The sequence below is a fragment of the Streptomyces sp. NPDC104096 genome (genome assembly GCF_055584385.1).
In genome coordinates this window covers 54489-76528 of the sequence record NZ_JBVJMD010000016.1, presented here as the reverse complement: position 1 = coordinate 76528, position 22040 = coordinate 54489, and the positions used below count along the sequence as shown (strand labels likewise).

The 22040-nt window shown below is 70.8% G+C and carries 24 protein-coding genes and 1 pseudogene; 10 read left to right on the top strand and 15 right to left on the bottom strand.

The features are described 5' to 3' along the window. Positions 1–113: 113 nt before the first annotated feature. The 3 genes and pseudogenes from ACZ60B_RS18780 to ACZ60B_RS18770 all read left to right on the top strand — a co-directional run. A pseudogene (locus tag ACZ60B_RS18780) lies at positions 114–962 on the top strand (CocE/NonD family hydrolase); the annotation flags it as partial. A 75-nt stretch (positions 963–1037) separates the two neighbouring features. Further along, the gene (locus ACZ60B_RS18775) at positions 1038–1586 is read left to right on the top strand and encodes a hypothetical protein (protein ID WP_469388274.1); all 549 of its coding nucleotides are present in this window, start codon (positions 1038–1040) and stop codon (positions 1584–1586) included. 211 nt (positions 1587–1797) lie between these two features. Continuing rightward, positions 1798–2997, top strand: a complete 1200-nt coding sequence (locus tag ACZ60B_RS18770) for a PP2C family protein-serine/threonine phosphatase (RefSeq protein WP_469388272.1) — start codon at positions 1798–1800, stop codon at positions 2995–2997. Positions 2998–3092: 95 nt separating this feature from the next. On the opposite strand, the gene ACZ60B_RS18765 is transcribed toward ACZ60B_RS18770, so the two are convergent. After that, on the bottom strand, positions 3093–4079 hold the full coding sequence (locus ACZ60B_RS18765) for a DMT family transporter (RefSeq protein WP_469388271.1): 987 nt from the start codon (positions 4077–4079) through the stop codon (positions 3093–3095). Continuing rightward, the gene (locus ACZ60B_RS18760; RefSeq protein WP_469388269.1) at positions 4076–4672 is read right to left on the bottom strand and encodes a TetR/AcrR family transcriptional regulator; all 597 of its coding nucleotides are present in this window, start codon (positions 4670–4672) and stop codon (positions 4076–4078) included. The genes ACZ60B_RS18765 and ACZ60B_RS18760 overlap by 4 nt, the downstream gene beginning before the upstream one ends. Positions 4673–4797: 125 nt before the next feature. Between ACZ60B_RS18760 and ACZ60B_RS18755 the strand changes: the two genes are divergently transcribed. Together ACZ60B_RS18755 and ACZ60B_RS18750 are read left to right on the top strand one after the other, a co-directional pair. After that, positions 4798–5433 (top strand): PadR family transcriptional regulator, encoded by a 636-nt coding sequence (locus ACZ60B_RS18755; protein WP_469388268.1) that lies wholly within the window; start codon positions 4798–4800, stop codon positions 5431–5433. Then, positions 5430–6950: an FAD-dependent monooxygenase gene (locus ACZ60B_RS18750; RefSeq protein WP_469388266.1), complete on the top strand. Its 1521-nt coding sequence runs from the start codon at positions 5430–5432 to the stop codon at positions 6948–6950. The genes ACZ60B_RS18755 and ACZ60B_RS18750 overlap by 4 nt, the downstream gene beginning before the upstream one ends. 64 nt (positions 6951–7014) lie before the next feature. On the opposite strand, the gene ACZ60B_RS18745 is transcribed toward ACZ60B_RS18750, so the two are convergent. Then, complete coding sequence (locus ACZ60B_RS18745) at positions 7015–7782, bottom strand: SDR family oxidoreductase (RefSeq protein ID WP_469388265.1); 768 nt, start codon at positions 7780–7782, stop codon at positions 7015–7017. An 83-nt stretch (positions 7783–7865) separates the two neighbouring features. Between ACZ60B_RS18745 and ACZ60B_RS18740 the strand changes: the two genes are divergently transcribed. Both ACZ60B_RS18740 and ACZ60B_RS18735 read left to right on the top strand, forming a co-directional pair. After that, on the top strand, positions 7866–8300 hold the full coding sequence (locus ACZ60B_RS18740; RefSeq protein WP_469388263.1) for a MarR family winged helix-turn-helix transcriptional regulator: 435 nt from the start codon (positions 7866–7868) through the stop codon (positions 8298–8300). Positions 8301–8474: 174 nt separating this feature from the next. Beyond that, a complete protein-coding gene (locus tag ACZ60B_RS18735; RefSeq protein WP_469388261.1) occupies positions 8475–9044 on the top strand; it encodes a carboxymuconolactone decarboxylase family protein in 570 nt (189 codons plus the stop codon). Positions 9045–9173: 129 nt separating this feature from the next. On the opposite strand, the gene ACZ60B_RS18730 is transcribed toward ACZ60B_RS18735, so the two are convergent. From ACZ60B_RS18730 to ACZ60B_RS18710, 5 genes are all read right to left on the bottom strand, one after another. Next, positions 9174–9566 carry a hypothetical protein gene (locus tag ACZ60B_RS18730; protein WP_469388259.1) on the bottom strand — a complete coding sequence of 131 codons (393 nt, stop codon included), beginning with the start codon at positions 9564–9566 and terminating at the stop codon, positions 9174–9176. Between the two features lie 90 nt (positions 9567–9656). Beyond that, positions 9657–10256 carry a DUF6058 family natural product biosynthesis protein gene (locus tag ACZ60B_RS18725; RefSeq protein WP_469388257.1) on the bottom strand — a complete coding sequence of 200 codons (600 nt, stop codon included), beginning with the start codon at positions 10254–10256 and terminating at the stop codon, positions 9657–9659. 1109 nt (positions 10257–11365) lie between these two features. Continuing rightward, positions 11366–12676, bottom strand: a complete 1311-nt coding sequence (locus tag ACZ60B_RS18720) for an acyltransferase family protein (RefSeq protein WP_469388255.1) — start codon at positions 12674–12676, stop codon at positions 11366–11368. Between the two features lie 132 nt (positions 12677–12808). Beyond that, positions 12809–13252, bottom strand: a complete 444-nt coding sequence (locus ACZ60B_RS18715) for a VOC family protein (RefSeq protein ID WP_469388253.1) — start codon at positions 13250–13252, stop codon at positions 12809–12811. 171 nt (positions 13253–13423) lie between these two features. Continuing rightward, positions 13424–14089: a peroxiredoxin-like family protein gene (locus ACZ60B_RS18710; RefSeq protein WP_469388251.1), complete on the bottom strand. Its 666-nt coding sequence runs from the start codon at positions 14087–14089 to the stop codon at positions 13424–13426. A gap of 116 nt (positions 14090–14205) precedes the next feature. Here ACZ60B_RS18710 and ACZ60B_RS18705 point away from each other — a divergent pair, with 116 nt between their 5' ends. Then, positions 14206–14805 (top strand): TetR/AcrR family transcriptional regulator, encoded by a 600-nt coding sequence (locus tag ACZ60B_RS18705; protein WP_469388249.1) that lies wholly within the window; start codon positions 14206–14208, stop codon positions 14803–14805. Positions 14806–15287: 482 nt separating this feature from the next. Here the strand turns inward: ACZ60B_RS18705 and ACZ60B_RS18700 are convergent, their stop codons facing one another. Then, positions 15288–15815 (bottom strand): MarR family winged helix-turn-helix transcriptional regulator, encoded by a 528-nt coding sequence (locus ACZ60B_RS18700; protein ID WP_469388241.1) that lies wholly within the window; start codon positions 15813–15815, stop codon positions 15288–15290. 93 nt (positions 15816–15908) lie between these two features. On the opposite strand from ACZ60B_RS18700, the gene ACZ60B_RS18695 reads away from it, so the two are divergent. Further along, positions 15909–16289 carry an HGxxPAAW family protein gene (locus tag ACZ60B_RS18695; RefSeq protein ID WP_469388240.1) on the top strand — a complete coding sequence of 127 codons (381 nt, stop codon included), beginning with the start codon at positions 15909–15911 and terminating at the stop codon, positions 16287–16289. 149 nt (positions 16290–16438) lie between these two features. Here the strand turns inward: ACZ60B_RS18695 and ACZ60B_RS18690 are convergent, their stop codons facing one another. After that, positions 16439–17200 carry a DeoR/GlpR family DNA-binding transcription regulator gene (locus tag ACZ60B_RS18690; protein WP_469388238.1) on the bottom strand — a complete coding sequence of 254 codons (762 nt, stop codon included), beginning with the start codon at positions 17198–17200 and terminating at the stop codon, positions 16439–16441. Positions 17201–17290: 90 nt separating this feature from the next. On the opposite strand from ACZ60B_RS18690, the gene ACZ60B_RS18685 reads away from it, so the two are divergent. Next, positions 17291–18505 (top strand): MFS transporter, encoded by a 1215-nt coding sequence (locus ACZ60B_RS18685; RefSeq protein WP_469388237.1) that lies wholly within the window; start codon positions 17291–17293, stop codon positions 18503–18505. Positions 18506–18616: 111 nt separating this feature from the next. Here ACZ60B_RS18685 and cutA read toward each other — a convergent pair whose 3' ends face one another. The 5 genes from cutA to ACZ60B_RS18660 all read right to left on the bottom strand — a co-directional run bounded on the left by cutA (position 18617) and on the right by ACZ60B_RS18660 (position 21802). Beyond that, positions 18617–18949, bottom strand: a complete 333-nt coding sequence (gene cutA, locus ACZ60B_RS18680) for a divalent-cation tolerance protein CutA (protein WP_469388235.1) — start codon at positions 18947–18949, stop codon at positions 18617–18619. Between the two features lie 89 nt (positions 18950–19038). Beyond that, positions 19039–19278, bottom strand: a complete 240-nt coding sequence (locus ACZ60B_RS18675) for a hypothetical protein (RefSeq protein WP_469388233.1) — start codon at positions 19276–19278, stop codon at positions 19039–19041. Between the two features lie 146 nt (positions 19279–19424). Beyond that, positions 19425–20219, bottom strand: coding sequence for a helix-turn-helix domain-containing protein (locus ACZ60B_RS18670; protein WP_469388231.1), 795 nt, complete (start codon positions 20217–20219; stop codon positions 19425–19427). A gap of 15 nt (positions 20220–20234) precedes the next feature. Further along, the gene (locus tag ACZ60B_RS18665; protein WP_469388229.1) at positions 20235–20996 is read right to left on the bottom strand and encodes an ABC transporter permease; all 762 of its coding nucleotides are present in this window, start codon (positions 20994–20996) and stop codon (positions 20235–20237) included. After that, complete coding sequence (locus tag ACZ60B_RS18660; RefSeq protein ID WP_469388228.1) at positions 20993–21802, bottom strand: ABC transporter ATP-binding protein; 810 nt, start codon at positions 21800–21802, stop codon at positions 20993–20995. Before ACZ60B_RS18660 ends, ACZ60B_RS18665 begins: the two co-directional genes overlap by 4 nt. Between the last annotated feature and the right edge of the window lie 238 nt (positions 21803–22040).

The window sequence follows — 22040 nt, the reverse complement described above, 5'->3', positions numbered from 1 at the left end:
GGATGGGCGAATCCACACCGGCGGCCCTCAGGAGCCCGTCGTGGACACCCTGACCGTCCTCGACGGCCGTGTGGTGGCCACCGGACACGAGGTGGACGGTCTCGAGGCCCGCCGACGCGCTGGTCGACCAGACCTTCGAGCAGTACGACCGGCTGCGTCGGGCCGGCTGCGATACCGCCCTGCTCGTCGGCCCCTGGACCCACACCTCCGCCCTGCGACAGGGCCGGCCCGAGGTGTTCGCCGAAAGCCTCGCCTGGCTGCGCGCCCACCTGTACGCCGACCCCTGCGGACTGCGTCCCGCAAGGGTGCGCGTGCACATCGGCGGCGAGAACGCCTGGTGGGACCTCGACGACTGGCCGTCGGCCACGGCCGTCGGCCGGTGGTTTCCCACCGCGCAGGGACATCTCACCCAGCAGGCTCCCACGGACCGCGCACCCCTGACGTCCTTCTGCTACGACCCGGACGACCCCACCCCGTCCCTGGGCGGTCCTCTGCTCTCCCGTACCGCCGGTCCCCGCGACAACAGCGGCCTGGAGGCGCGGGAAGACGTACTGACCTTCACCGGCCCCCCGCTGACCGAGCCCGTGGACATCCTCGGACCGGTCTCGGCGCGCTTGAGCACCTCCACGGACACCGGCCATGCCGACGTCTTCAGCCGCCTGTGCGACGTGGACCCGTAAGGCCGCTCCGTCAACATCTGTGACGGGCCGGGCCGGCTGAGGGCGGACGGGCAGGAGCCGTCGCGGATCACCGTGCCGATGAGCTCGACCGCCCACCGCTTCGCCGTCGGCCACCGCATACGCTGGCAGATCAGCGGAGGCGCCCATCCGCGCTTCGCCCGCAGTCCAGGCACCGGGGAGTCGCCGGTGGACGCCACCACCTTCACACCGGTGCGCATCACGCTCCACACGGACTCGGAACTGACGCTTGCGACGCACGCCCACAGCCGACACCCTCGATGATCCGAACGATCGACGGGCCGGGGGCTTCCACGGGGGACCGCCCCGGCCACCCGTCCCCGACTCCCAGGAGCGCCGTTGCCCCCGACACCGTCGTCCGCCTCCACCCGTACCGGGCTGGCGGTGGCCCTTCTGCTGCCTACCGCCTTCCTCGGCGCGTGCTCCGTCATCGGCGGCGACGGCTGCCGTGGCACGGAAGCCGACCTCGAGGAGCTGGCGGCGCAGTCGCTGTTCGACACGGCACCCGCCGGCGCCGCGGCACCCGCCAACTACCGGGGCGTGGGCGTGACCACCGGATGCGACGACGACAGCCCGGGGGAGCCCTGGCTGCACGCGGACCGCGTGTACACGTACCCGGGCAGGCCCGCCGACGTGATCACCTACTACACCGGGACAGCCGCCTCGGCAGGATGGCGGTTCGAGCGCAACCCGGACCCCGAAGCAGCCACCTGGGCGGAAGCCTGTTGGACCAAGACCGAACAGGGCCGACACCTGCTGCTCAACGTCGACTTCCGTACGGAGGGCTACGTGCCCGCCCCTGAGGTGGGCAACGGCATCGCCTACGAGGTGTCGGTCGGCAGCACGGCGGACGGCGGTGGCGGCAGCGAGGCCGCCTGTTGGCAGTGAGCGGCAACCCCGCGACGCTGGGGAGCGCCTACCGCCGGTTCCTCTTGGCCGGGTGCATGTCCTGCCTGCGGGGTAGTCGGGGGTGATCGGGGGCCTGGATCCGGGACGACTGATCGAGCGCCTCTCTCAGAGGACAGGTGCTGCGACAGGCACCGCAGGGGCGATCTCGCCGGGTCTGCCGGAAGGTGGAGGAGGACGCAGGGAGGCTGACGTGGCGCGTGATCGAATCAGGCTGGCCGATGTGCTGGCCGCGGCCGAGGATGCCGCGCCGGTGGCTTCCCTCGATGTCGTGGCCCGCAATCTGCGTGACCGGTTCGGCGCGCAGTACGCGTCGTTCCTGTTCGTCGACATCGTCGGCCGTCGCGTGGTGCGGGTCACCGAGGAGATGGATACGCAGCAGGGACGGCGCGCCGACCAGATTCCCCTCGTCGGCAGCGTCTACGACGAGGTCCTCAGGACGCAGAAGCTGGTGCAGGCTCCGGACGGCGGCCAGGCGCACCGGGTCCTGGTCCCGGTCACCAACCGCGGCGACACCATCGGAATCCTGGAGCTGTTTCTTCCTCGTGTCTCACCCGATGTCCTCCAGCAGGTGGAAGAGGCCGCCCACGCGCTGGCCTACATCCTGGTCACGGACCGCCGCTTCACCGACCTCTACCTCTGGGGCCAGCGCACCATCCCCATGACCCTGGCCGCCGAGATCCAGCGGCAGCTGCTGCCCTCCGCCCCCTCCTGCGAGGCGGCCGAGTTCGCCCTCGCCTGCGCCCTGGTCCCGGCCGACAGCGTCGCCGGGGACAGCTACGACTACACCCTCGACCACGACACCCTGCACCTGTCCATCACGGACGCGATGGGCCACGACGTCGAGGCCTCCCTCATGGCAACCCTCACGGTCAACGCCTCTCGCGGTGCCCGGCGCGCCGGAGCCGACCTCGCCGAACAGGCCCGTCAGACCCACCAGGCCCTCATCGACCACGGCCGCGGCACGTTCGCCACCGGCCAGCTGCTGCGCATCGCCCTGGACGGCACCAGCACCCAGCTCGTCAACGCCGGGCACGCCTGGCCCCTCCTGCTGCGCGACGGCATGGTCCAGGAGATCCAGCTGCACGTGGACCTGCCCTTCGGCGTCCTGGCGCAGGGGCCGTACCAGGTGCAGGACCTCGACCTGCGCCCCGGTGACCGCCTCGTGCTCTACACCGACGGCATGCAGGAACGCAAGGCGGAAACCGTCGATCTGCTCGACGTCGTCCGCAACACCGCAGCCGAGCACCCGCGCGAGGTCGTACGCATTCTGGCGGCGGCGGTCACCGACGCCACCGACAACCACCTGGAGGACGACGCCACGGTCCTGTGCCTGGACTGGTTCGGCCCCCACCGTTCGGAGCGCGACACGAAAGCCGGAGCCGACACCTGACCCGGCAGCGCGACCCGCAACCCCTGCGGTTCGAGGGCGCACGTCCAAGGTTCGCTGTCGCAGGACACCCGCGGCCCGGTCTTGAGACGCGATTTCTAGGCGGCGTTCGCGGTCTTCGGTGACTGACCGCTGTCGTGGCCCGCAGGGTTCCGAAGCCGGTCGCGTGACCGGAGGGCGGGTGCGGGGGCGGTGAGGACGGCGAGGCAGGCGACGACGAGGGCGATGCCCGCCCAGCCGGTGGCCGGGAGGCGTTCGCCGACGACCAGGACGGCGAGGAGCGCGGCGACGGCCGGTTCGAGCAGGGACAGGGTGGTGGCGGTGCTGGCGGGGACGTGGGCGAGGCCCCAGCCGAAGAGGACGTAGCCGACGAGCATGGGCACGAGCGCCATGTAGGCGCCGACGGCTGCGTTGGACCAGGAGGCGACCAGGGGCGCGCCCGTGACCGCCAGCACGGGCAGGAGGAGGAGACCGCCGATCCCGAAGACGGCGCCCATCGCCGCGCGGGAGGGGATCCGGCGCGTGATGAGCCGGTGCGCGGCCCACGAGTACAGGGCATACGTGGCTGCGGCTACGAGTCCGAGTCCGATGCCGAGCAGGGTGGCGCTCATGGAGGCGCGACCGCCGGTGCCGGGGGAGTGGGCGGCTTCGGCGACGCAGAGCAGGACGGTACCGAGGAGGCCGAGGGCGGCCGCGAGCGTCCAGCGGCGAGTGAGCCGGCGGCCGTCCACGACGCGCTCGATCAGGGCTGAGGCGAGCGGGGCGGTGCCGATGGAGACGACGGTGCCGACGGCGACTCCGGCCAGGTGCATGGAGCTGTAGAACGCCAGAGGGTAGACGGCCACCGAGCCGGCGCCCAGCAGGACCGTGCCGCGCTGCTCGCGCAGACCGGCGGTGCTGTCGGCCAGCCGCGGGGCGGCGAGAAGGGCCTGAAGGAGCCCGCCCAATCCCATGGCGGCTGCGCCGATGGCCAGTGGGCCCACGGCCGGGGCGAAGGTGGCGGCCGTGCCGGTCGTGCCCCACAGCACGGAGGCGGCCAGCACGCACAGGGCTCCGACCCCCGCGGACCGGCCGGTGCCGGTCACAGCCGCTCCAGCAGAGCCGCGGCCATCGAACGGGCGTGCCGGACGCGCTCGCCGTCGCCCTCCAGACCGGCGCGGGCCATCGCGCCCTCCAGCAGGAACGACAGGTGCTCGGCCGCCGCGCGGGCCTCGTCGGGCCGGCCGGGGAACAGTTGCTCCACGTGGCCGGCGAGCAGGCGCTCGACCTCCTCCTTGTGGGCGCGCACCACGGCCCGTCCCTCGTCGCCGGTCGGGAGCTCGGCGGCGGCGTTGAGCAGTCCGCAGCCGCGGAAACCGTGCTCGTACGCGAACGCCGCGTGGTCCGCGTAGGCGTCGAAGACGGCCAGCACACCTTCACGAGGGCCGTCGACGGCCTCCAGCCGGGCCCGGTAGAGACCGAGCCACTCCTCGTGCCGGGCGTCCAGATAGGCCCGGACCAGGTCGGCCTTGGAGGAGAAGTTGTTGTACAGGCTCATCTTCGCCACCCCGGCCTCGGCCGTGATGGTGTCGATGCCCGTCGCCACCACACCGTCGGCGTAGAAGCGCCGGGCCGCCGCCTCCAGAAGCCGTTCCCGGGCCGGCCGCCGCCGTCCCGTGCTCACGTCGGTCTCGCTCATCACAATCCAAACTAGGTAGGTCGGTCTACCTAGAGTAGAGGATGGGCCAGAGTCGCGGAGAGTCGCCTCCTTCCGATAGCCGAGCCCGTATAGTCGGTTCCGACTATCAGGGGTCGGTGACATAGATGACGAAGCGGAAGATCTCCAACACGCTGGCGCTGGCCGTGCTGGGCCTGCTGCAAGAGCAGTCGATGCACCCGTACGAGATGGCGTCCACGCTCCGGGAGCGGCACAAGGACAGCAGCTTCAAGGTCAACTCGGGGTCGCTGTACGACACGGTCCAGACGTTGGTCCGGCATGCCTGGATCGAACCGGTGGAGACGGCGCGCGAAGGCAGACGCCCGGAGCGGACCGTGTACGCGGCGACCGAACTGGGCCAGAGCGAGTTCGTCCGCTGGATCGACGAACTCCTGCGCACACCCGTCGCGGAGTACCCGAAGTTCATGGCCGCGGTGTCCTACCTCGGCGCACTGGGTCCGGACAGGGCGGCAGAGGCACTGGCCGAACGGGCGGAGCATCTGGCCCGGCGGATCGACGAGACGAACACGGTGCTGGCCGACACGGTCGGCTCCGGTGCAGTGCCCCGGCTGTTCATGATCGAGGTCGAGTGCGCGCTGCACGCCTGGGAAGCCGAGCTGGCCTGGACACGGCGGACCATCGCCGAGATCCGCGACGGCAGCCTGTTCTGGCCCGAGGCCGAGCGAACCGAACAGGGATGGACCTGGTCCGCCCCCTCGGAGCGGAAGGGAAGCACCCGATGACCGACGTGCTGATCGTCGGAGCCGGCCCGGCCGGGCTGTTGCTCGCCGGTGAACTGCGGGCCGCCGGTGTCGACACGGTCGTCGTCGAACGCCACCCGCAACGGCCGGACTTCTGTCGCGGCTTCAACCTCAACGCCCGTTCCCTGGACCTGCTGGCGCGCCGCGGCCTCGCCGAGAGGCTCGTCGGCGAAGGTCGGCAAGTGCCGCACGCCGCGTTCTCCGGCCTGCCGGTGACGCTCACCCTCGCGGACACGCACACCGACCATCCGTACTCGCTGGGCATCCCGCAGACCAGGGTCGAGGAAATACTCGAGGAACACGCTCTCGGCCTTGGAGCCGACCTCCGGCGCGGACACGAACTGCGCGCTCTGGAACAGGACTCCGAGTCCGTCACCGCCACCGTCACCGGCGGCGACGGCGAGTACCGCGTCCGGGCCGCGTACCTGGTCGGCTGCGACGGCGGCCGCAGCACCGTCCGCAAACAGGCCGGCATCGACTTCCCCGGCACCGACGCGACCCGCTTCTCCCTGCTCGGCGACGTCGAACTCGCCGATCCGCAGGCGCTGCCGTTCGGCGCGACCACCGGCCCCGGCGGGACCGTGTTCGTCATACCCCGCCCTGGCTACGCAAGGATCATCACGGCCGACCGGCAACCCCCGGCGGACAAGGACACCCCGGTCACCCTGGACCTGCTCCAGACCGCCGTGGACGACGTGCTCGGCCGCCACGTCGAGTTGCGCGCCGCGCGCTGGCTGACCCGGTTCGGCGACGCCGCCCGGCAGGCCGCCGAGTACGTCCGGGGCAGGGTCGTCCTGGCCGGGGACGCCGCGCACATCCACCCGCCGGCGGGGGCGATCGGCGTCAATGTCGCCCTGGACGACGCGTTCAACCTCGGCTGGAAACTGGCCGCCACCGTGCGCGGCACCGCACCGGCACACCTGCTCGACAGCTACCACGCCGAACGCCACACCGCCGGCGCGCAGGTGCTGGCCAACACACGAGCCCAAGTGCTGCTCGCCGAAGCCGACGCCGACGCCGACGACCGACTCGGGCCGCTCATCGACCTGCTGACCCGCGTCGCCGGCCACCCGGCGGGAAACCGCGCCTTCGCCGAGACCGTCACCGCGCTGGACACCCGCTATCGGATGCGTTCCGACGTCGACCACCCCTGGCTGGGCCGCCTGGCACCCGACCTCGCCCTGACCACGGGTGACGGGCGTACGCGCATGGCCGCGCTGCTCGCCTCGGGACGCGGCCTGCTGCTCGACCTGACCGCAGGAAGCGCCATCCGCGAGTCGGCCGCAGGATGGGCGGACCGGGTGGACGTCGTCACCGCGGCATGCCCCGACCAGCCCGAACTCCATGCCGTCCTCCTGCGGCCGGACGGACACACCGCCTGGCTGCGTACCGCCGGTCAGTCCCACACCGACGGGCTCCACCAGGCGCTACGACACTGGTACGGCCCGGCAGCACCGTCCGACGTCACGGCCGCGGCCGCGGACACGCTTCACCCGTAGGCCAAGTGCCGCCACCGTCGCGTGCGGCCGACCGGGGGGTTCGCGGTGTGCCGCAGGGGCGCCGTCACGATGCCCGGTCCTCGATCCAGGCCACCACACGCGCCCGGGCTGCGGGGTCGGAGGTCTGTTCGTGGGGCTGCGCGCGGTCGAACCGGTGGAAGTACGCGCCGCGTACACCGGCCAGTTCGGAGTCGAGGGCCACCCGCAGGACTGCCAGCGTCCCGTCGTCGAGTGTCGAGGCGATGGGCAATCCCGCCTCCCTGACCAGTGGGGTGGGCATTTCCCTTGCCGGGTGGACGACGTTCACCGGAACCCCCTCCCGGGCCAGCTCGATCGCGGACATCACCAGGGCGACCTTGCTGCGGCAGTAGGCCTCGATCCCGTTGTAATCACGCTCGTAGTTCAGATCGTCCAGGTCGAGCGGCAGTTGTCCCATGCTGCCCACCTGCACGATGCGCCCCGCGGGGGTCAGTGAGCCGGACAGCTCCCGGGCGATCAGGTGCGGCGTGACGGCGTTGACCGCCATCCGCAGCTCGACCCCCGCGGTGTTGGTCTCCCTGAAGGCGGGATCGGCCCCGCCGCCGACCGCGGCGTTGTTCACCACGAGGTCCAGCAGGCCCTCGCCCGTGACGGTGCGGCACATCCGCCGAACCGCCGCGTGATCGGACAGGTCGCACTCGACGGCCAAAGGCGCGGGCGCCCCCATTGCTCTTGCGGCCGCCACCAGTTCGTGCGCTCGCGTCGCGGTGCGCACGGGCACCACCAGTCTCCAGCCGCGCCGCGCCAGGTCCAGCGCGATCTCGCGGCCGAGCCCGGAGGCGGCGCCTGTCACCAAAGCAGTATGCACACCCACAGTATTCATACCTTGAAGAGTATCAAGACCTTGATATCTCTAAAGGGCTGTAGACTGGAGGCATGACGCTGGCGGTGGGCGAACGGCTCGGGTCCGACATCAAGGCCACTGAGGTCGCGTTCATGACGGCCAAGGCCGAGGCCCTGCGGTCGATGGGCCTCACAGTGGCGCAGTACGCCGCGCTGCTGGCGCTTCGTGACAACCCCGGGATCAGCGGCGCAGGCATCGCCAGGGCATGCCTGGTCACGCCGCAGGCGTCGGCGGCCACGCTGAAGACCTTGGAGGCCAAGGGTCTGGTCGTACGTGAGCAGGACGACTGGGCCCGCAACAGCCGGCCCAACCGGCTCTCCGACGAGGGGCGCCGCCTGATCGAACTCGCGGACTCCGCGGCCGGCGCGGTCGAGCAGCGCATGTACGACGCGCTCGCCCCTGCCGACCGCGACGTGCTGCGACGTCTCCTCGCCCGGTGCCGTGCCGCGGTCGCGGCGAACCCGTGACCGTGTGACCTCCCCGCACGGCCCGTTCGCCCGCCCCGGCGGCGCACTCCGGCCGCTCCGGCCAGGTCGGAACGTGGGGCCGTCAGCGCACGAGGGGCCGTTGTCACACATGTGCGCCCGTCGGTGTCTTCATGCCAGAGCAGGCCGCAAGGCCTCTGGATGAAGGAGAACACCATGACACCGCGCATCCCCAAGGCCGAGCTCCCCGCCGAGATGAAGGAGGCTCTGGTCAAGCAGCTCGGTTCCGTGCCCGAGCCTGTGGAGGTCGTCTTCAACAACCCTGCCGTCGCCACCTCCAACCTGGAGTTCTCGGCGAAGGCCGCCGCGTGGGACGCGGTCGACGAGGGTCTCAAGACATTCGCCCACATGGCCGTGGCGGCCCAGGTCGGCTGCAGTTGGTGCCTGGACATCAACTACTTCGCCGCGCTGAACCAGAACCTCGACCTCGACAAGGCCGGCCAGGTGCCCGACTGGCGTGACTCCGACGTGTTCACCCCGCTGGAACGCGAGGTGATGGAGTACTCCGAGGCCATGACGAACACCCCGCCCACCGTCACCGACGAACTGTCGGCGAGCCTGCTCGAGCAGCTCGGCCCGGCGGGCCTCGTCGAACTCACCGTGTTCATCGGCTTCGCCAACCTGTCGACCCGCGTCAACACCGCGCACGGGATCACATCGCAGGGCTACTCCGAGGTGTGCCGGATCCCGCTGGCCGAGCGCCCTCGGACGTCGGGTGCCGCCTGACGGCGTGACCGGGGTGGCGTCCGACGCGTGAGCGATCCGTTCGTCGGACCGGGCCGCGCCACCGCGTACCGCGGCGGCCGGCCCGGTCGCGATCGACGCCGGGCCAGGGCGGTCAGCCGTGCAACGTCCTCAGAAGGGAGGCCAGTCGGAACCCGGAGGCGGGGCGGGAGAGACACGGTTACCGTTCCGCATGTCCAGGGGCCAGCGCGCGTCGATGACCGCAGCCGCCTCCTCGCAGACCTCGCAGGCGTGCGGCCCATCGGATATCCACGGGTACGGTGAAGCGGTGAGGCCCAGGTGGGTCAGACCGCACAGCGTCGCGCCGGAGTCCTCGGCGGAGTGCGCGTACGCCACGTCGTACGCATGGGCGATCTCCTCCGGGAGGTGCGGGGATTCCGCCCGCTCCCACGGTATGTGACCGTACTGCGGCCGCGAGACCTCGCGCGGGTCGTGTCCGAATTCGGTCCAGGCATAGCACCAGGGGCAGAACCAGCGTTCCTTCACCGCTTTGTCCCAGGGCATCCGCGGTTCGCGTACCGGTGTTCGCCGCATCTCATGGGCACAGACGTCGCAGGTCACACCGCATCATGCCGCAGAACGCACGGCTTCGGGTCACGGGCGCGGGAAGCGGGTGCGCATGGCGTCGATGCAGGTGTCGCGGGACGTCGGTCCGGCGAACCGGAGACGGTCGTAGGCCGTGAAAGCCGGTTCCAGCGTGTCGAGTTCGTCGACCAGAGCGTGCAGCCGCTCACACCACTGCGCCGAACCGGCATCCGGCTCGTTCTCGGAGGCACTGATCGCGGTCGTCAGGCAGTCCTTGCGCTGAATGGCGGCCGGGGTCACCGCATGCAGACACACGTACTGTCCGCTGAGATAGGCGTTCCACTCCGCCTTCCCGGTGACCGGGTCGGCCCAGTGAGCGGTGAACCACGCTTCGAGCAGTTCGGTGCCTCCGGCGTCGTCGGCGAGAGCGAACAGGTCGGCCGGCACCATCTCGGCACCGTCGGATCGGAGATATCCCGGAAGCGGCAGACGCTGCCCCAGCATCAGTCGGCGTACCTCATCGACATCGCGGCCATGGACCGCGCACAGTTCCTCCAGGGCGACGAACTGCGCGCTGACGTACACGTCATCTGCGTCGGTCATGGGATGGTCGCCGTTGACCTCGTGAAACCGCTTCGCAAGCTGCGTCTTCAGATCTGTCTCCGACATCTGGCTGCCTCCGGCGTCATCGGCGCGGGCATCTTCCGCGCAAGACCTCGCACGCTACCGACCGGACGGTTCGGCACCCACCGAACCATCGACCGACCGGCACCGTCGTGAGGACCGCCGTTGTCTACGGGTCGGCCCAGGGTGAGCCGGCTATCCCCAGGCCTGGCGGCACAGTCTGGCGATGTCGGGGGAGGTGACGCCGTTGGCTCGGTGGCACAGTTGGCGCAGCTGGCTGGGCCAGGGCTGCGGACGGACGCGCGGTGCGCGCGGAGGCGTGTGGTGAGGCTTTGTCCGCGCGTGTGGTCGCGACGGCTCCCCGTGCCGTGGGACCGCTGGGGCGTGCGGCGCCACACGCGCGGGCGGGACGGTACGAGGTGCGCGCCGTGCCGGTTCCGCAGTCCGGTGTCGAGGAGCCGTTCCGGCCTTGTCTGAACGCCGCGGTCGCCGCGGATCGGTTTTCACCAGAGCGGAGCGGGGTGAGGCCTGTACCGCGGGCACGGGCACGGGCACATGCGCGGGTGTCGGCGTGGTCGCGCTGTCGGCCGCGAGCGAGGCGTGGACGCCCGGGTGGCGAACGGCCGGGTCGGCAGCGGGGGTCACGGTGGTGCAGCCGGTGACACTCAGCAGGGCCAGGAGCAGGAAGGTCAGCGGGCGAGGAGGCACCTGCCCACTGTGCTGCACGGGGGGCGGGGCGGACGGCACCACGCGCTCGGTCTCACCGCAAGGAGGGGAGCGTGTCGGTGTGGGTTGACGAGGCGGGGCGGCGGCGTACGGCGGTTCGGGAGTCGTACGACCAGGACCGGTGAGGTGGTGCTGAAGGCGCCGTCGCACGGGTACGAGCTGCGCAGGCGGTGGGCGGCGGCGCTCGGGCCGTCGGGGGAGACGCTGAACGCGGGGCAGATCCGAGTGACTCTCACCCGGCTCGAGAAGGCGTCTCGGCGAGGGCCGAGCCCGCCGCGGTGGGCGGCGGGCTCGTGAGGCAGCGCACCGGCCGCGTCAGCCGACGTACCGGCCGGCCCCACCACGGCCTGGGCTGCCGCCTTCCGCCGCACCGGCGGCGGCCGTCGTTTCAGGGGCCCGATCGCCGCAGGCGCGGGAGTGTCCAGGGGCTACTGATGAGAGGGAACGCGGTGCTGCCCCTGCTCAAGAGCCACCGGATCCTCCGTCGACACGTCAGGGACGCCCGGTCCGCTCCCCGTCGACGGACCCCGATGCCGCTCCAGCAGCCGTCGGGCAAGCCGTTGCCCCGGAAGTTCCACTGTGTGGTAGGTGAGCGCGCTGAGCAGAAGCAGGGCGGCGAGGAAAGCGGCCACCCAGACGAGTTGTTGTGCCGTGCCGTGAGGATCTCCCATCTTCTCCATGAACCAGGACATCACGGAGATCAACGGGCGGTGCAACAGATAGACGGAGAAGCTCACGAGGCCCAGCCAGGTCAGGGCTCCAGGCATCCTGCGGCGGCGCAGCAGGAAAGCGACGCCGAACAGTGCCCAGCCCGCGAGGAACGCGCTGACCCAGGCGATCGGGGAGGCGGTCCAGGTACGGATCTGGGCCCGCTCGTCGTCGTAGAGCAGGCCGGCCGCCGCTCCCGCCACGAGTACGAAGCCGCAGTACGCCCACGCCGCGCCCCGGCGGATCTGTCCTTGTTCGGCGCGGTAGATCACGGTCCCGCTGAACATCGTGGCCAGGATCAACAGGCTCTCCCAGGGGGTCGACCGCCCGTTCGCGATCATGAGCACCAGTCCGAGCCCCGCCAGCAGCGTCGCCCCTGTCAGTTGCGCCGCCCGGCGGCCGGTGAGCAGGAACAGCAGTCCCGTTCCCGCCACGAGCGCGGTCATCGCGGCCAGCTGCCGGACGGTGAACTCGGGCCGCAGGCTCCACGCTGCCGCCCAGGGTCCCAGGAACAGCGCCGCCCCGGCGAACACCACCGCCGCTGACCCGCTGCGGCGGTGGGCGCCGGCCATGAAGAGCAAGGTGACCAGGTAGTAGAAGACCATCTCGTAGGTCAGCGTCCACATCACCGGCAGACCGCTGCGCAGGCCCAGCAGGTCCTGGAGCATGGTGGCGTTGGCGACGGCGGCGAGCAGTGGGTGCTCATGGACCGAGACGTCCACCGCGGAGAAGCGCTGCGGCACCAGCACGGCCGCGGCGACGAGGACGACCGCGCACAGGGGGTAGAGCCGGAACAGCCGCCCGGTCCAGAACGCGCGCACATCTCCCCGGCGCTCCAGCGAAGCGGGCACGATGTATCCGCTGACCAGGAAGAACGCCATCACCCCGAAGATCCCCGGGTCGAACCACTCCCGGACAGCCTCACCGGAGCCCACGAACAGCTCGGCGCTGAGATGGTGCAGGGCCACGGTCAGGGCGGCGATGCCCCGGACCGCGTCGAGCCACCCGAACCGGGCGGCGGTTGATGGCATGGTTATCCGAGATTTCACCCGCGGACCCTAGCAAGATCTCGGACCTGCGCTCGGACCGCCCCCGGGCACCGCTGTGTCCCTCCGTGATCACGAGGGTCTGTCCGGCCGTCCCCCGAAGGCGGTCCGAAAAGGTCAGTGACCGATCTGTTCGGCCAGGGCGAGGATGATGCCTGAGGGGCCACGGAGGTAGCAGAGGCGGTAGATGTCCTCGTACCGTGCCACCTCGCCGAGCAGTTCGGCGCCGTGGGAACGCAGGCGGGCGATGGTGTCGTCGATGTCGTCGACGGCGAACATGACCCGGTGCATGCCCAGCGTGTTCGGCGGCGGGTTGTCCGATCCGTCACCGATCGCCGCGGGCGTGTGGTACTGCGCGAGCTCCAGCTTGCCGTGGCCGTCCGGGGTCCGCATCATCGCGATGTCGCTGCGGACTCCGCCGAGTCCGACGGCCTGATCCGCGAAGAGGCCCTCGATCTCCGCCTTGCCTTCGACCTCCATGCCCAGTTCGGTGAAGAAGGCGACAGCGGCGTCCAGGTCTTCGACGACGATGCCGACGTTGTCCATCCGCTGAAGCGTCATGTCGGTTCTCCCTCTGCGTCGTGCGGCCCTTCGAGGCCACCGGTATATCGAGGACGGAGCCGGCGGTCCATTCTCGACACCCGTGGACGCGCGTGTTCCGCGACGGGCAGTGGACCGATCCGGGATTCCTCGACGACCCGCGTCGGCCTCCGGGGAAGGCGCCCTTCCGACTCATCGCATTCCCGATGTGCCGAGGGCGTCCAGGGTCGCGATGATGTCGGCGGGTTCGGCGCGGGCGGTGTAGTCGGTGTCGACGAAGGCCCAGCGGATCACGCCGTCCCGGTCGATGACGTAGGTGGCGGGCAGCGGCAGTGTGCGGGGGTGGCCGTCATTGACGCGCTGAAGGTCGAAGCCGAGCTTGTCGTAGACGGCGGCGAGGTCGTCGGAGAGGTCGAACGCGAGGCCGTACTGCTTGGCCGTACCGGAGCCGAGGTCGCTGAGCACGTCGAAGGCCAGACCGTGCTTCTCGGCGAGGGTGAGCGACTCGTCGGGAATCTGCGGGGAGACGGCGACCAGACGGGCGCCCCGCGCGGTGATGTCGGCGTGGTGCCTCTGGAGGGCACGCAGGGCGAGGTTGCAGTACGGGCACCAGGCGCCGCGGTAGAAGGTGAGGACGACGGGGCCCTCGGCGAGCAGGTCGTCCAGAGTCACCGGGGCGCCGGTCACCGAGGGCAGGGTGAACCGCGGGGCGGGCTCGCCGACGGTGCGGGCGCGGCCGGCCTGCCCGGAGTCGGCGAGTTCTCGGGCCGCCCGGTCCATGACCTGGCGCATCTCGGCGGGGATGTGCCGGTCCCGGGTCGCGCTGAGCGCCCACAGTTCGGTGGCGAGGTCGGTCATCGGGATTCCTCTCATCCGTGGAACGAGCTTCTTGAAACGACCGTTCCAAGATAGCGGCGGCCTCCGCCCCGCACCAGGTATCTTGGAATCATTGTTCCAAGTCGGTGGGGTGGCACATGCCGGACGTCAAGCACTTCGACCCGGACGCGGCGCTGGACACGGCGGTACGGCTGTTCTGGCGGCAGGGCATGGCCACAACCGGGATCCAGGACATCGTGACCGCGACCGGCCTCAACCGCTCCAGCCTGTACGCCACCTTCGGCGGCAAGCAGGAGCTCTACCTCGCCGCGCTGCACCGCTACCGCGAACAATGGTCCCGGCCGGCGTTCCGCGCGCTCGCCGAGGACCGCCGGGGCCTGCCCGCCGTGGCGGAGTTCTTCGACGCGCTGATCGGGGTCCGGTGCTCGGGCGAGTACGCCCGCTGGGGCTGCATGGTCTCCAACGCGCAGGCCGGCGCGGAGAACGGCGACCCCGACGTCCGCGCCTTCCTCGACCAGCACCACGAGGAACTCCGGGAGGCCCTGCACGCGGTACTGGTCGTCGCCGATGCCGAAGGCCAACTGGCTCCCGACACCGACCCGGCCACGACGGCCGACCTGCTGGCCCTGCTCGCCTACGGCGTCAACCTGCGTTCCCGCGCGGGCGCCGACGCCGGTTCGCTGAGCGCGACCGTCGCTGCCGCGCTGCGGTCGTTCGGCAGGCGTCCGGCCGGGTGACCGGGGTCTGTCGGGGGCAGGGATGCCCTCGCGGCCGGGAAGCTGCCGGGCGCGGCACAGGAGCCGCGGACGCCGGGCAGCGAGCTGACCAGGAGCCAGGACCGCTGCGTTCGTCGCGTCGACTCATCGCGCAAACCAGTGCGCCTGGGGAACCGTGGTGACCATGCGGGCCACGACCCGTTCGCTCAGGCGGATGCGCCGGTGCCGCGCCCGGCTCGCTCTCCGCCCGCGATCCGCTCCAGGGTGCTCGCGGCCGGTTCGCACGTGGCCACCGACTGCCCGAGGGCGAGGCGCTTGGGCAGGTGAATCAGGCGCGCCGGACTGCTGCGACCTGCGGCGTCCAGGCGGTGAGAGCGGTGCTGGACGTGACCGGCCTGGTCGCCGACCCGTTCGCCGGAATGGACGACTTCCCGGGACAACCGCTGGCGCCCCGTCAGGGGAACGCCGTAGCGCGGCCGGTGCCTTCCGGTGGCATGCGGCCGTCATCCTTGGTGCGGTCCGGTTCCACCGGTTCGAGGCGGGGGCGACGCTTCCTCCCGGATCTCGTGCAGTGCCTCCTCGAACATGGTGCGGGCGCGGGTGAACCAGTCCGTCAGTACGGCGATCTCCTGCGGTCCGTAGTCACCGAAGAGGGACGCGAGTCGCTGGTAGACGGGGCCGTAGATCTCGAGAATGCGCCCTTGGGCGGTCTCCTCCATGACCACGTACACGCGGCGACGGTCGCCCGGGTCCGCGGTGCGCCGGATGTAGCCGGCCTTCTCCAGGCGGTTCAGTACGCCCGTGACCGCTCCCGTGGTCAGCCTGGCCCGCTCCGCCAGATCGCCCGCTACCAGTGACTCGCCCGCCATGGAGGCCTCGATGAGGAACCCCAGACAGGTGAGGTCGGTGACGTTCAGGCCCATCCGGCGGGCGATGTCCTGCTGCCCGAACTGGGCCGTGGCGATCATCCGGTCCATGGCGTAGAGAGCCTGGTCTGCCGTTGCGGCCGGGCGCGTCTTGTGATCGCTCACGAGTCCCCTTAGTATCTAAGATAATTAGCTCACGAGATAAGAGATCTCGCGGCGGATCAGCCCCACCATCTTCACAGCCCCAGGAGCACGATCATGTTCATCCATGGCGACGACGACCACGACCTGGGCCACACAGTGGCCGGCTGGAGCGGTGTGGGCATCGCGGTGCTGGGCTTCGGGCTCTGCGGACTCGCGATGGTGACGGCCTCGGGGCTTCTCGCGCTCGGGGGAGTGGGGGTGCTGGTCCTGGCGGTGCTGACCACATGGATGCTGCATCTGGCGGGCTGGGGCAAGCCGAGCGGCCCGCGCCCGGCCGCCGAATGGGACTGGCACGTCAGGGATCTCACCGCCCGGGGCGGTCACGCGGACTGCCTCGGCTGCCGCCTCGCCGGGCGACGGACACCTCGCCGGCAGGCCGCGGACCGACCCGACGAGGCGGCCGTCGCCCCTGTCCTGTCGGTCGATCACGGCTGACCTCTGCCCCCTCCGGGGGATGGGATTCTCGTGGCTCGCGCTGGTGTCCGTGCCGCTGGGTGGCCGGTCCCTGCCCGAGTCTGCGCGGTCGGCTGCCCGCCGGGCCGATCGTCGCGGGCGGGGGCGGGCCGCCCGGCGGGGCGGGGTGGTCAGACGATTTTGACGACGGAGCCGGCGTCTTCGAGTGCGGTGACCTCGTCGGAGGGTGCGGTGGTGTCGGTGACGACCGTGTGCAGGAGTGTGGAAGGGCCGACGTGGGCGAAGGCGGTGTGGCCGAATTTGCTGCCGTCGGTGGCGAGGACCGCGCGGCGCGATGAGGTCATGGCCGCCCGTTTCACCGCCGCGTCGTCGAGGTCGTAGGCGGTCAGACCGTCGGCCGCGCTCAGTCCGCAGCAGCCGATGACGGCGGTGTCGAAGCGCAGGGCTGCCAGGGAGGCGAGGGTGAGGGGGCCGGTGAGGGCTCCCTCGGCGGCGCGGGGCTGTCCACCGGGCACGACCAGCGTGGCCGGGCCGGGCGCCGTGCCGAACAGGTGGATGGCCTGGAGGGACAGGGGCATCACGGTGACCGGGCGGTCGCGCAGGAGGCGGGCGACCTCCAGGCAGGTGGTGCCGCTGTCCAGCAGGACGCTCTCGCCGTCGGCGATGAGCGCGCAGACCTCGGCGGCGATCCGGCGCTTGGCGTCGACCGACTCGTTGGTGCGCAGGGCGAAGGGAGGTTCCTCGCCCCTGAGCAGCAGGGTGCGGGCCCCGCCCCGGACGCGTTCGAGGACCCCCTGGGCGGCCAGGGTGTCGAGGTCGCGCCGGATGGTCATCTCCGAGGCGCCGGTCAGCTCCGCGAGCTCTTGGACCGTGGTGGCGCCGGAGTCCCTGACGGCCTTCGCGATCAGCCCGTGCCGCTCTGCGTTGCTCATGCAGGGATTGAACACCACCACACATTGAACATGCAACGCGTTCAATTGCCAGGCTTTCGAACATCAAATTTGTTCGTTACGGTGTGCGGCATGGAACGTTCGCTTCGAGCCGCCCGCGTGGCGACCTATGTCTACTTTGTCCTGTGCGGCACCCTGATGGGCGCCTGGGTGGTGCACATTCCCGCCGTCGAGGAGCGCGTGGGCGTCAGCCACGCGGCACTGGGCGGCCTGCTGGTCCTGCTCGGGCTCGGGGCCTTTGCCGGGATGCAGGTGGCCGGCCCCCTGGCCGACCGCTTCGGCGCGCGCGTCGTGGTCCCGGCCGGCGGCGTGCTGTGCGGCGCCACCCTGATCCTGCCCGGCCTCGCCCGGGATCCCTGGACGCTGGCGGGAGCCCTGTTCGTCTTCGGGTTCTGCAACGGCTGCCTGGACGTGAGCATGAACGCCCACGCCGTGCACGTGGAGAAGGCCTACGGACGGCCCGTCATGTCGGGATTCCACGCCACGTTCTCCGTCGGCGGCGTCCTCGCCGCGCTCGTCGCGGCCGGTGCCGCGAGCGCCGGTCTGACCCCGGTCGCGAGCATGGCCGCCATGGGAGCCGCAGGCATCGTCGTCGCCCTGGCGTCGGTCCGTGCCCTCCTGCCGACCGCCCCCGATGCCGAGAGCACCGGCTCCGACTCCCTGGCGGAGACCGGGGCATCACCAGCCATCGCGCCCGGCAGTGCCAAGGGGCGCATCTGGCTGCTCGCCGTCCTGGCGCTGATGGTCATGCTGTGCGAGGGCGCCGCGAACGACTGGAGCGCTCTGCACCTGAAGGACGTTCTCGGCGCACCCGCAGGCACGGCGGCTTTCGCCTACGGCACGTTCGCGGCGGCCATGACCATCGGCCGGCTCCTCGCGGACCGCCTCGTCGCCCGGTTCGGCTCCATGGCGATCCTGCGATACGGAGCGGCGATGGCCGCCGTCGGCATCACGCTCGTGGCTCTCGGTCCGTGGATGTGGGCCGCGTTCACCGGCTGGGCACTGTTCGGCCTGGGCCTGTCCGGCACGGTTCCGCAACTGTTCAGCGCGGCCGGTCACGCCGACCCCGCCGCCGCCGGGGCCAACGTCTCCCGGGTGGCCGGGCTCGGCTACGTCGGCATGCTCGCCGGTCCCGCCGTCATCGGCTGGCTCACCCACCTCGTCGCCCTCGACCACGCCTTCGTCCTGCTGACCCTGCTGTGTGTCACCACCGCCGCGGCCGCCGGGATCCTGCGCACCGGATCCGACCGCACACCCCGGAACGAGATGGCCACCGCCGACCACTGACCGCTGGTGCGGCACGGGCCCGACCCCGTGCCGCACCGGCCTCCTTCTCGTCGACTGCCGGGACTGGGCGCGAACTCGCTCGATGTCTGCGGAAGTTCGCAGCGGGAGAGGCTAGACGACGGGTCGCGGCTCGGTCTCCTCGGCCACCCACGCCAGGTAGGCCGCCGAGCCCCCGGTCACCGGGATCGTGATCCACTCGGGCACCTCGTAGCCGTGCTGCCCGGACACCCATGCCTCCAGCTCCGGAAGCCGCTCGGTGGTCGTCTTGTACGAGATCCGCCACTCCTGGGCAGTCTGGACCGCGTCGTCCCACCAGTACACCGCGGTGAACGGTTGGTCGATGTGCGCGCAGGCGGCCAGCCGGTTCTCGACGGCGCCGCGCGCGAGAGCCTCCGCCCGCTGCGCGTCGTCGATGGTCGTCTGCGCGATGACGATGTCGGCCATGCGACTGCTCTCCCCAGGTCGGCGAACCACGACAGTACCCGGGAGCTCGGTCGTGACGGGGCGACCGCCTGATCGGCCGGCCCTACCTCTCAGGGGAGTCGAGAAGTCGAGCGGGCCTCCTCGGCGGTCGGCTTGTGGGCGAGGAAGCCGGCGATCTTCCACTTCAGGTCTTCGTCGGGCTCCTGGACCAGTTGCGCGGTGACGGTGAACCCGGCTTGGTTCACGGAGAAGCACAGGTCCGGACAGGACCCCCGAGCCAGTCCGATCGTCTTCGGCGACCCGTCGATGCCGAAGGGGGAGCCCCCGAGCCCGGCCGGACGTGCCGTCACTTTGCCGGGTCCGCGGCCCACGTCCGCGACCGGCCCTCGGTCAGCTGCCCGTACGAGTCCGGCGAACGCGGTCGGCGTCGAGCGTGACAACGGGTCCAGCTCGGACGGGGACCTGGCGACGGCGCGATGTTCGTGGCGACTGCGTCTCAAGACGGCGGCGGTTCGGTGCCGAGCCTGTCGGCAGGCACGCGCTCGATGCGGGTCCAGCCGCGCCAGCCGCGCTCCTCCAGCATCGCCAACAGCCGCGCGGCGCCCGGTGAGGACTCGACCATGGTCGAGTCCAGCAGGTCGACGAACTGGTCGTCGATGCCGTCGCCGCCACCCGCCTCGCCCGCCTCCACGGCGCGGATCATCAGGCGCTCCATGATGTCGGCGACCTCGACGATCCGCGGGTCGTCGGTCGGCCAGTCGAGCGCCCCGCCGAGAAGGCTGTAGAGCCTCACCATGTCGGGGTCGTCCAGTTCCTCGTGCTTCTTGGCGATCACGGAGTCGATCAGGTGCGGCACCTGCGCGGCAATCATGATCCAGGCGTCCCGCTCCAGTTCGATGTACTGCTCGCCGACGCCGAGGCCCCGCAGCCGGTCGAGGTAGTCCACGACGCTCTGCGGGAGCGCCAGGTGCTCTCCGGCGGCGAGCCGCGAAAGGCGGCTGCGGGTGTCCTGCAGCCGCCGGATCTCGGCTCGCAGATGCTTGTCGATCTCCTGGACGCCGCCGACGAACTCCGCCGGGCCGGCGTCCAGGAGTTCCTGCACCCTGGCCAGCGGTACGCCGGCATCGGCCAGGGTGCGGATCCGGATGAGTCGTACGACCGCGGCGGCATCGTAGGTCCGGTACCCGGATCGGTCGCGCCCGGGCTCCGGCAGCAGCCCGATCTTGTGGTAGTGGCGTACCGCCCGTACCGTCACCCCGGCGTACGCCGCCAGCCGGCTGATGGTGAGCATGGGGCCCAGCCTGCCTCAGGCGACCTTCCGGCGGTAGGCGGTCATCGCGAAGACGTACGCCACGACGAGGATGCCCACACACCACGCGAGCGCGGTCCAGATGTCGTCGCCGACCGGCTGCCCCATGAACAGCGCACGGATCGTATTGACGATCGACGTCACCGGCTGATGCTCGGCGAACCAGCGCACCGGGCCGGGCATCGTCTTCGTGGGCACGAACGCCGAACTGACGAACGGCAGGAAGATGAGCGGGTAGGCGAACGCGCCCGCTCCCTCGACCGACGACGCGGAGAGCCCGGGGATCACGGCGAGCCAGGTCAGCGCCAGGGTGAACAAGAGCAGGATGCCGGCGACCGCGAGCCACGCCGACACTCCCGCCCCCGAGCGGAAGCCCATGAGCACGGCGACGCCCACGACGAGCACGAGCGCGATCAGGTTGGCGACCAGGGAGGTCACGACATGGGCCCACAGCACACCCGACCGTGCGATCGGCATGGACTGGAACCGCTCGAAGATCCCGCTCTTCACATCGGTGAACAGCCGGTACGCGGTGTAGGAGATGCCTGATGCGATCGTCATGAGCAGGATGCCGGGCAGCATGTAGACCACGTAGGGAACCGGCCCGGTGTCAATGGCGCCGCCGAACACGTAGACGAACATCAGCATCATGGCGACCGGCGTGATGGCGGTCGTGATGATGGTGTCCATGCTGCGTGTGACATGGCGCAGGGTCCGCGCCGTGAGCGCGGCGGTGTCGCTGAAGAAGTACGCGGTCATCCCTGTCCCCCGGTCGTCGTGCCGATGACGTCGCTCTTGTCGCCGCCGTTGACGACCGCGAGGAAGATCTCCTCCAGAGTCGGCTGCTTCTCGACGTACTCGACCTTGGCGGGCGGGAAGAGTCGCTTGAGCTCGGCGAGGGTGCCGTTCACGATGATCCGACCCTGGTGGAGGATCGCGATCCGGTCGGCCAGTTGCTCGGCCTCGTCCAGATACTGCGTGGTGAGCAGCACCGTCGTACCGTGGCCGGCGAGCTCCTTGACCGCATCCCACACCTCGATGCGCGCCTCGGGGTCGAGTCCGGCAGTCGGCTCGTCCAGGAAGATCACCGGCGAGTTCCCCAAGAGACTCATCGCGATGTCCAGCCGGCGGCGCATCCCACCTGAATACGTCGACACTCGCCGCGCGCCCGCCTCGTTCAGCGAAAAACGCCTCAGCAGGTCGTCCGCGATCGCGCCCGGGTCCTTGAGGTGGCGCAGCCTGGCGACGAGGACGAGGTTCTCCCGACCGCTGAGGATCTCGTCGACGGCCGCGAACTGCCCGGTGAGACTGATGGACTCCCGTACGTCCGCCGCTTGCGTGGCGACGTCGAAGCCATTGACGGCCGCCGTCCCCGCGTCGGCCTTGAGGAGCGTGGCGAGGATCCTCACGGTCGTGGTCTTCCCCGCCCCGTTGGAGCCGAGCAGGGCGAAGATGCTGCCCGGCGCCACGTCGAAGTCCACGCCGCGCAGCACTTCGAGCTTGCCGTACGACTTCTCCAGACCCTGTACGCGGATCGCCGGGCCGGCGATCGATTGGGCTGTCATGGTCATCTGCCTCCTTCGCGGAGCCGTTCCAGGCGACTGCGAGGAAGCTCCCGCCGGAAGAATGGAGGGTTGACCCTGCGTCAAGGTCAAGCCCGCTCCGACCACGGCTTCCGGATCGCCTGCCAGTGCCGGCCGGTCGGCGGCGGCCCGCAGTCGGAGCAGTTGCCCCTCGACCGCCGCGGACGTCATGCCGTCCAGCCGGGCGTCCGACTCCGCGTCGGACAGCTCCGGTTCGTCG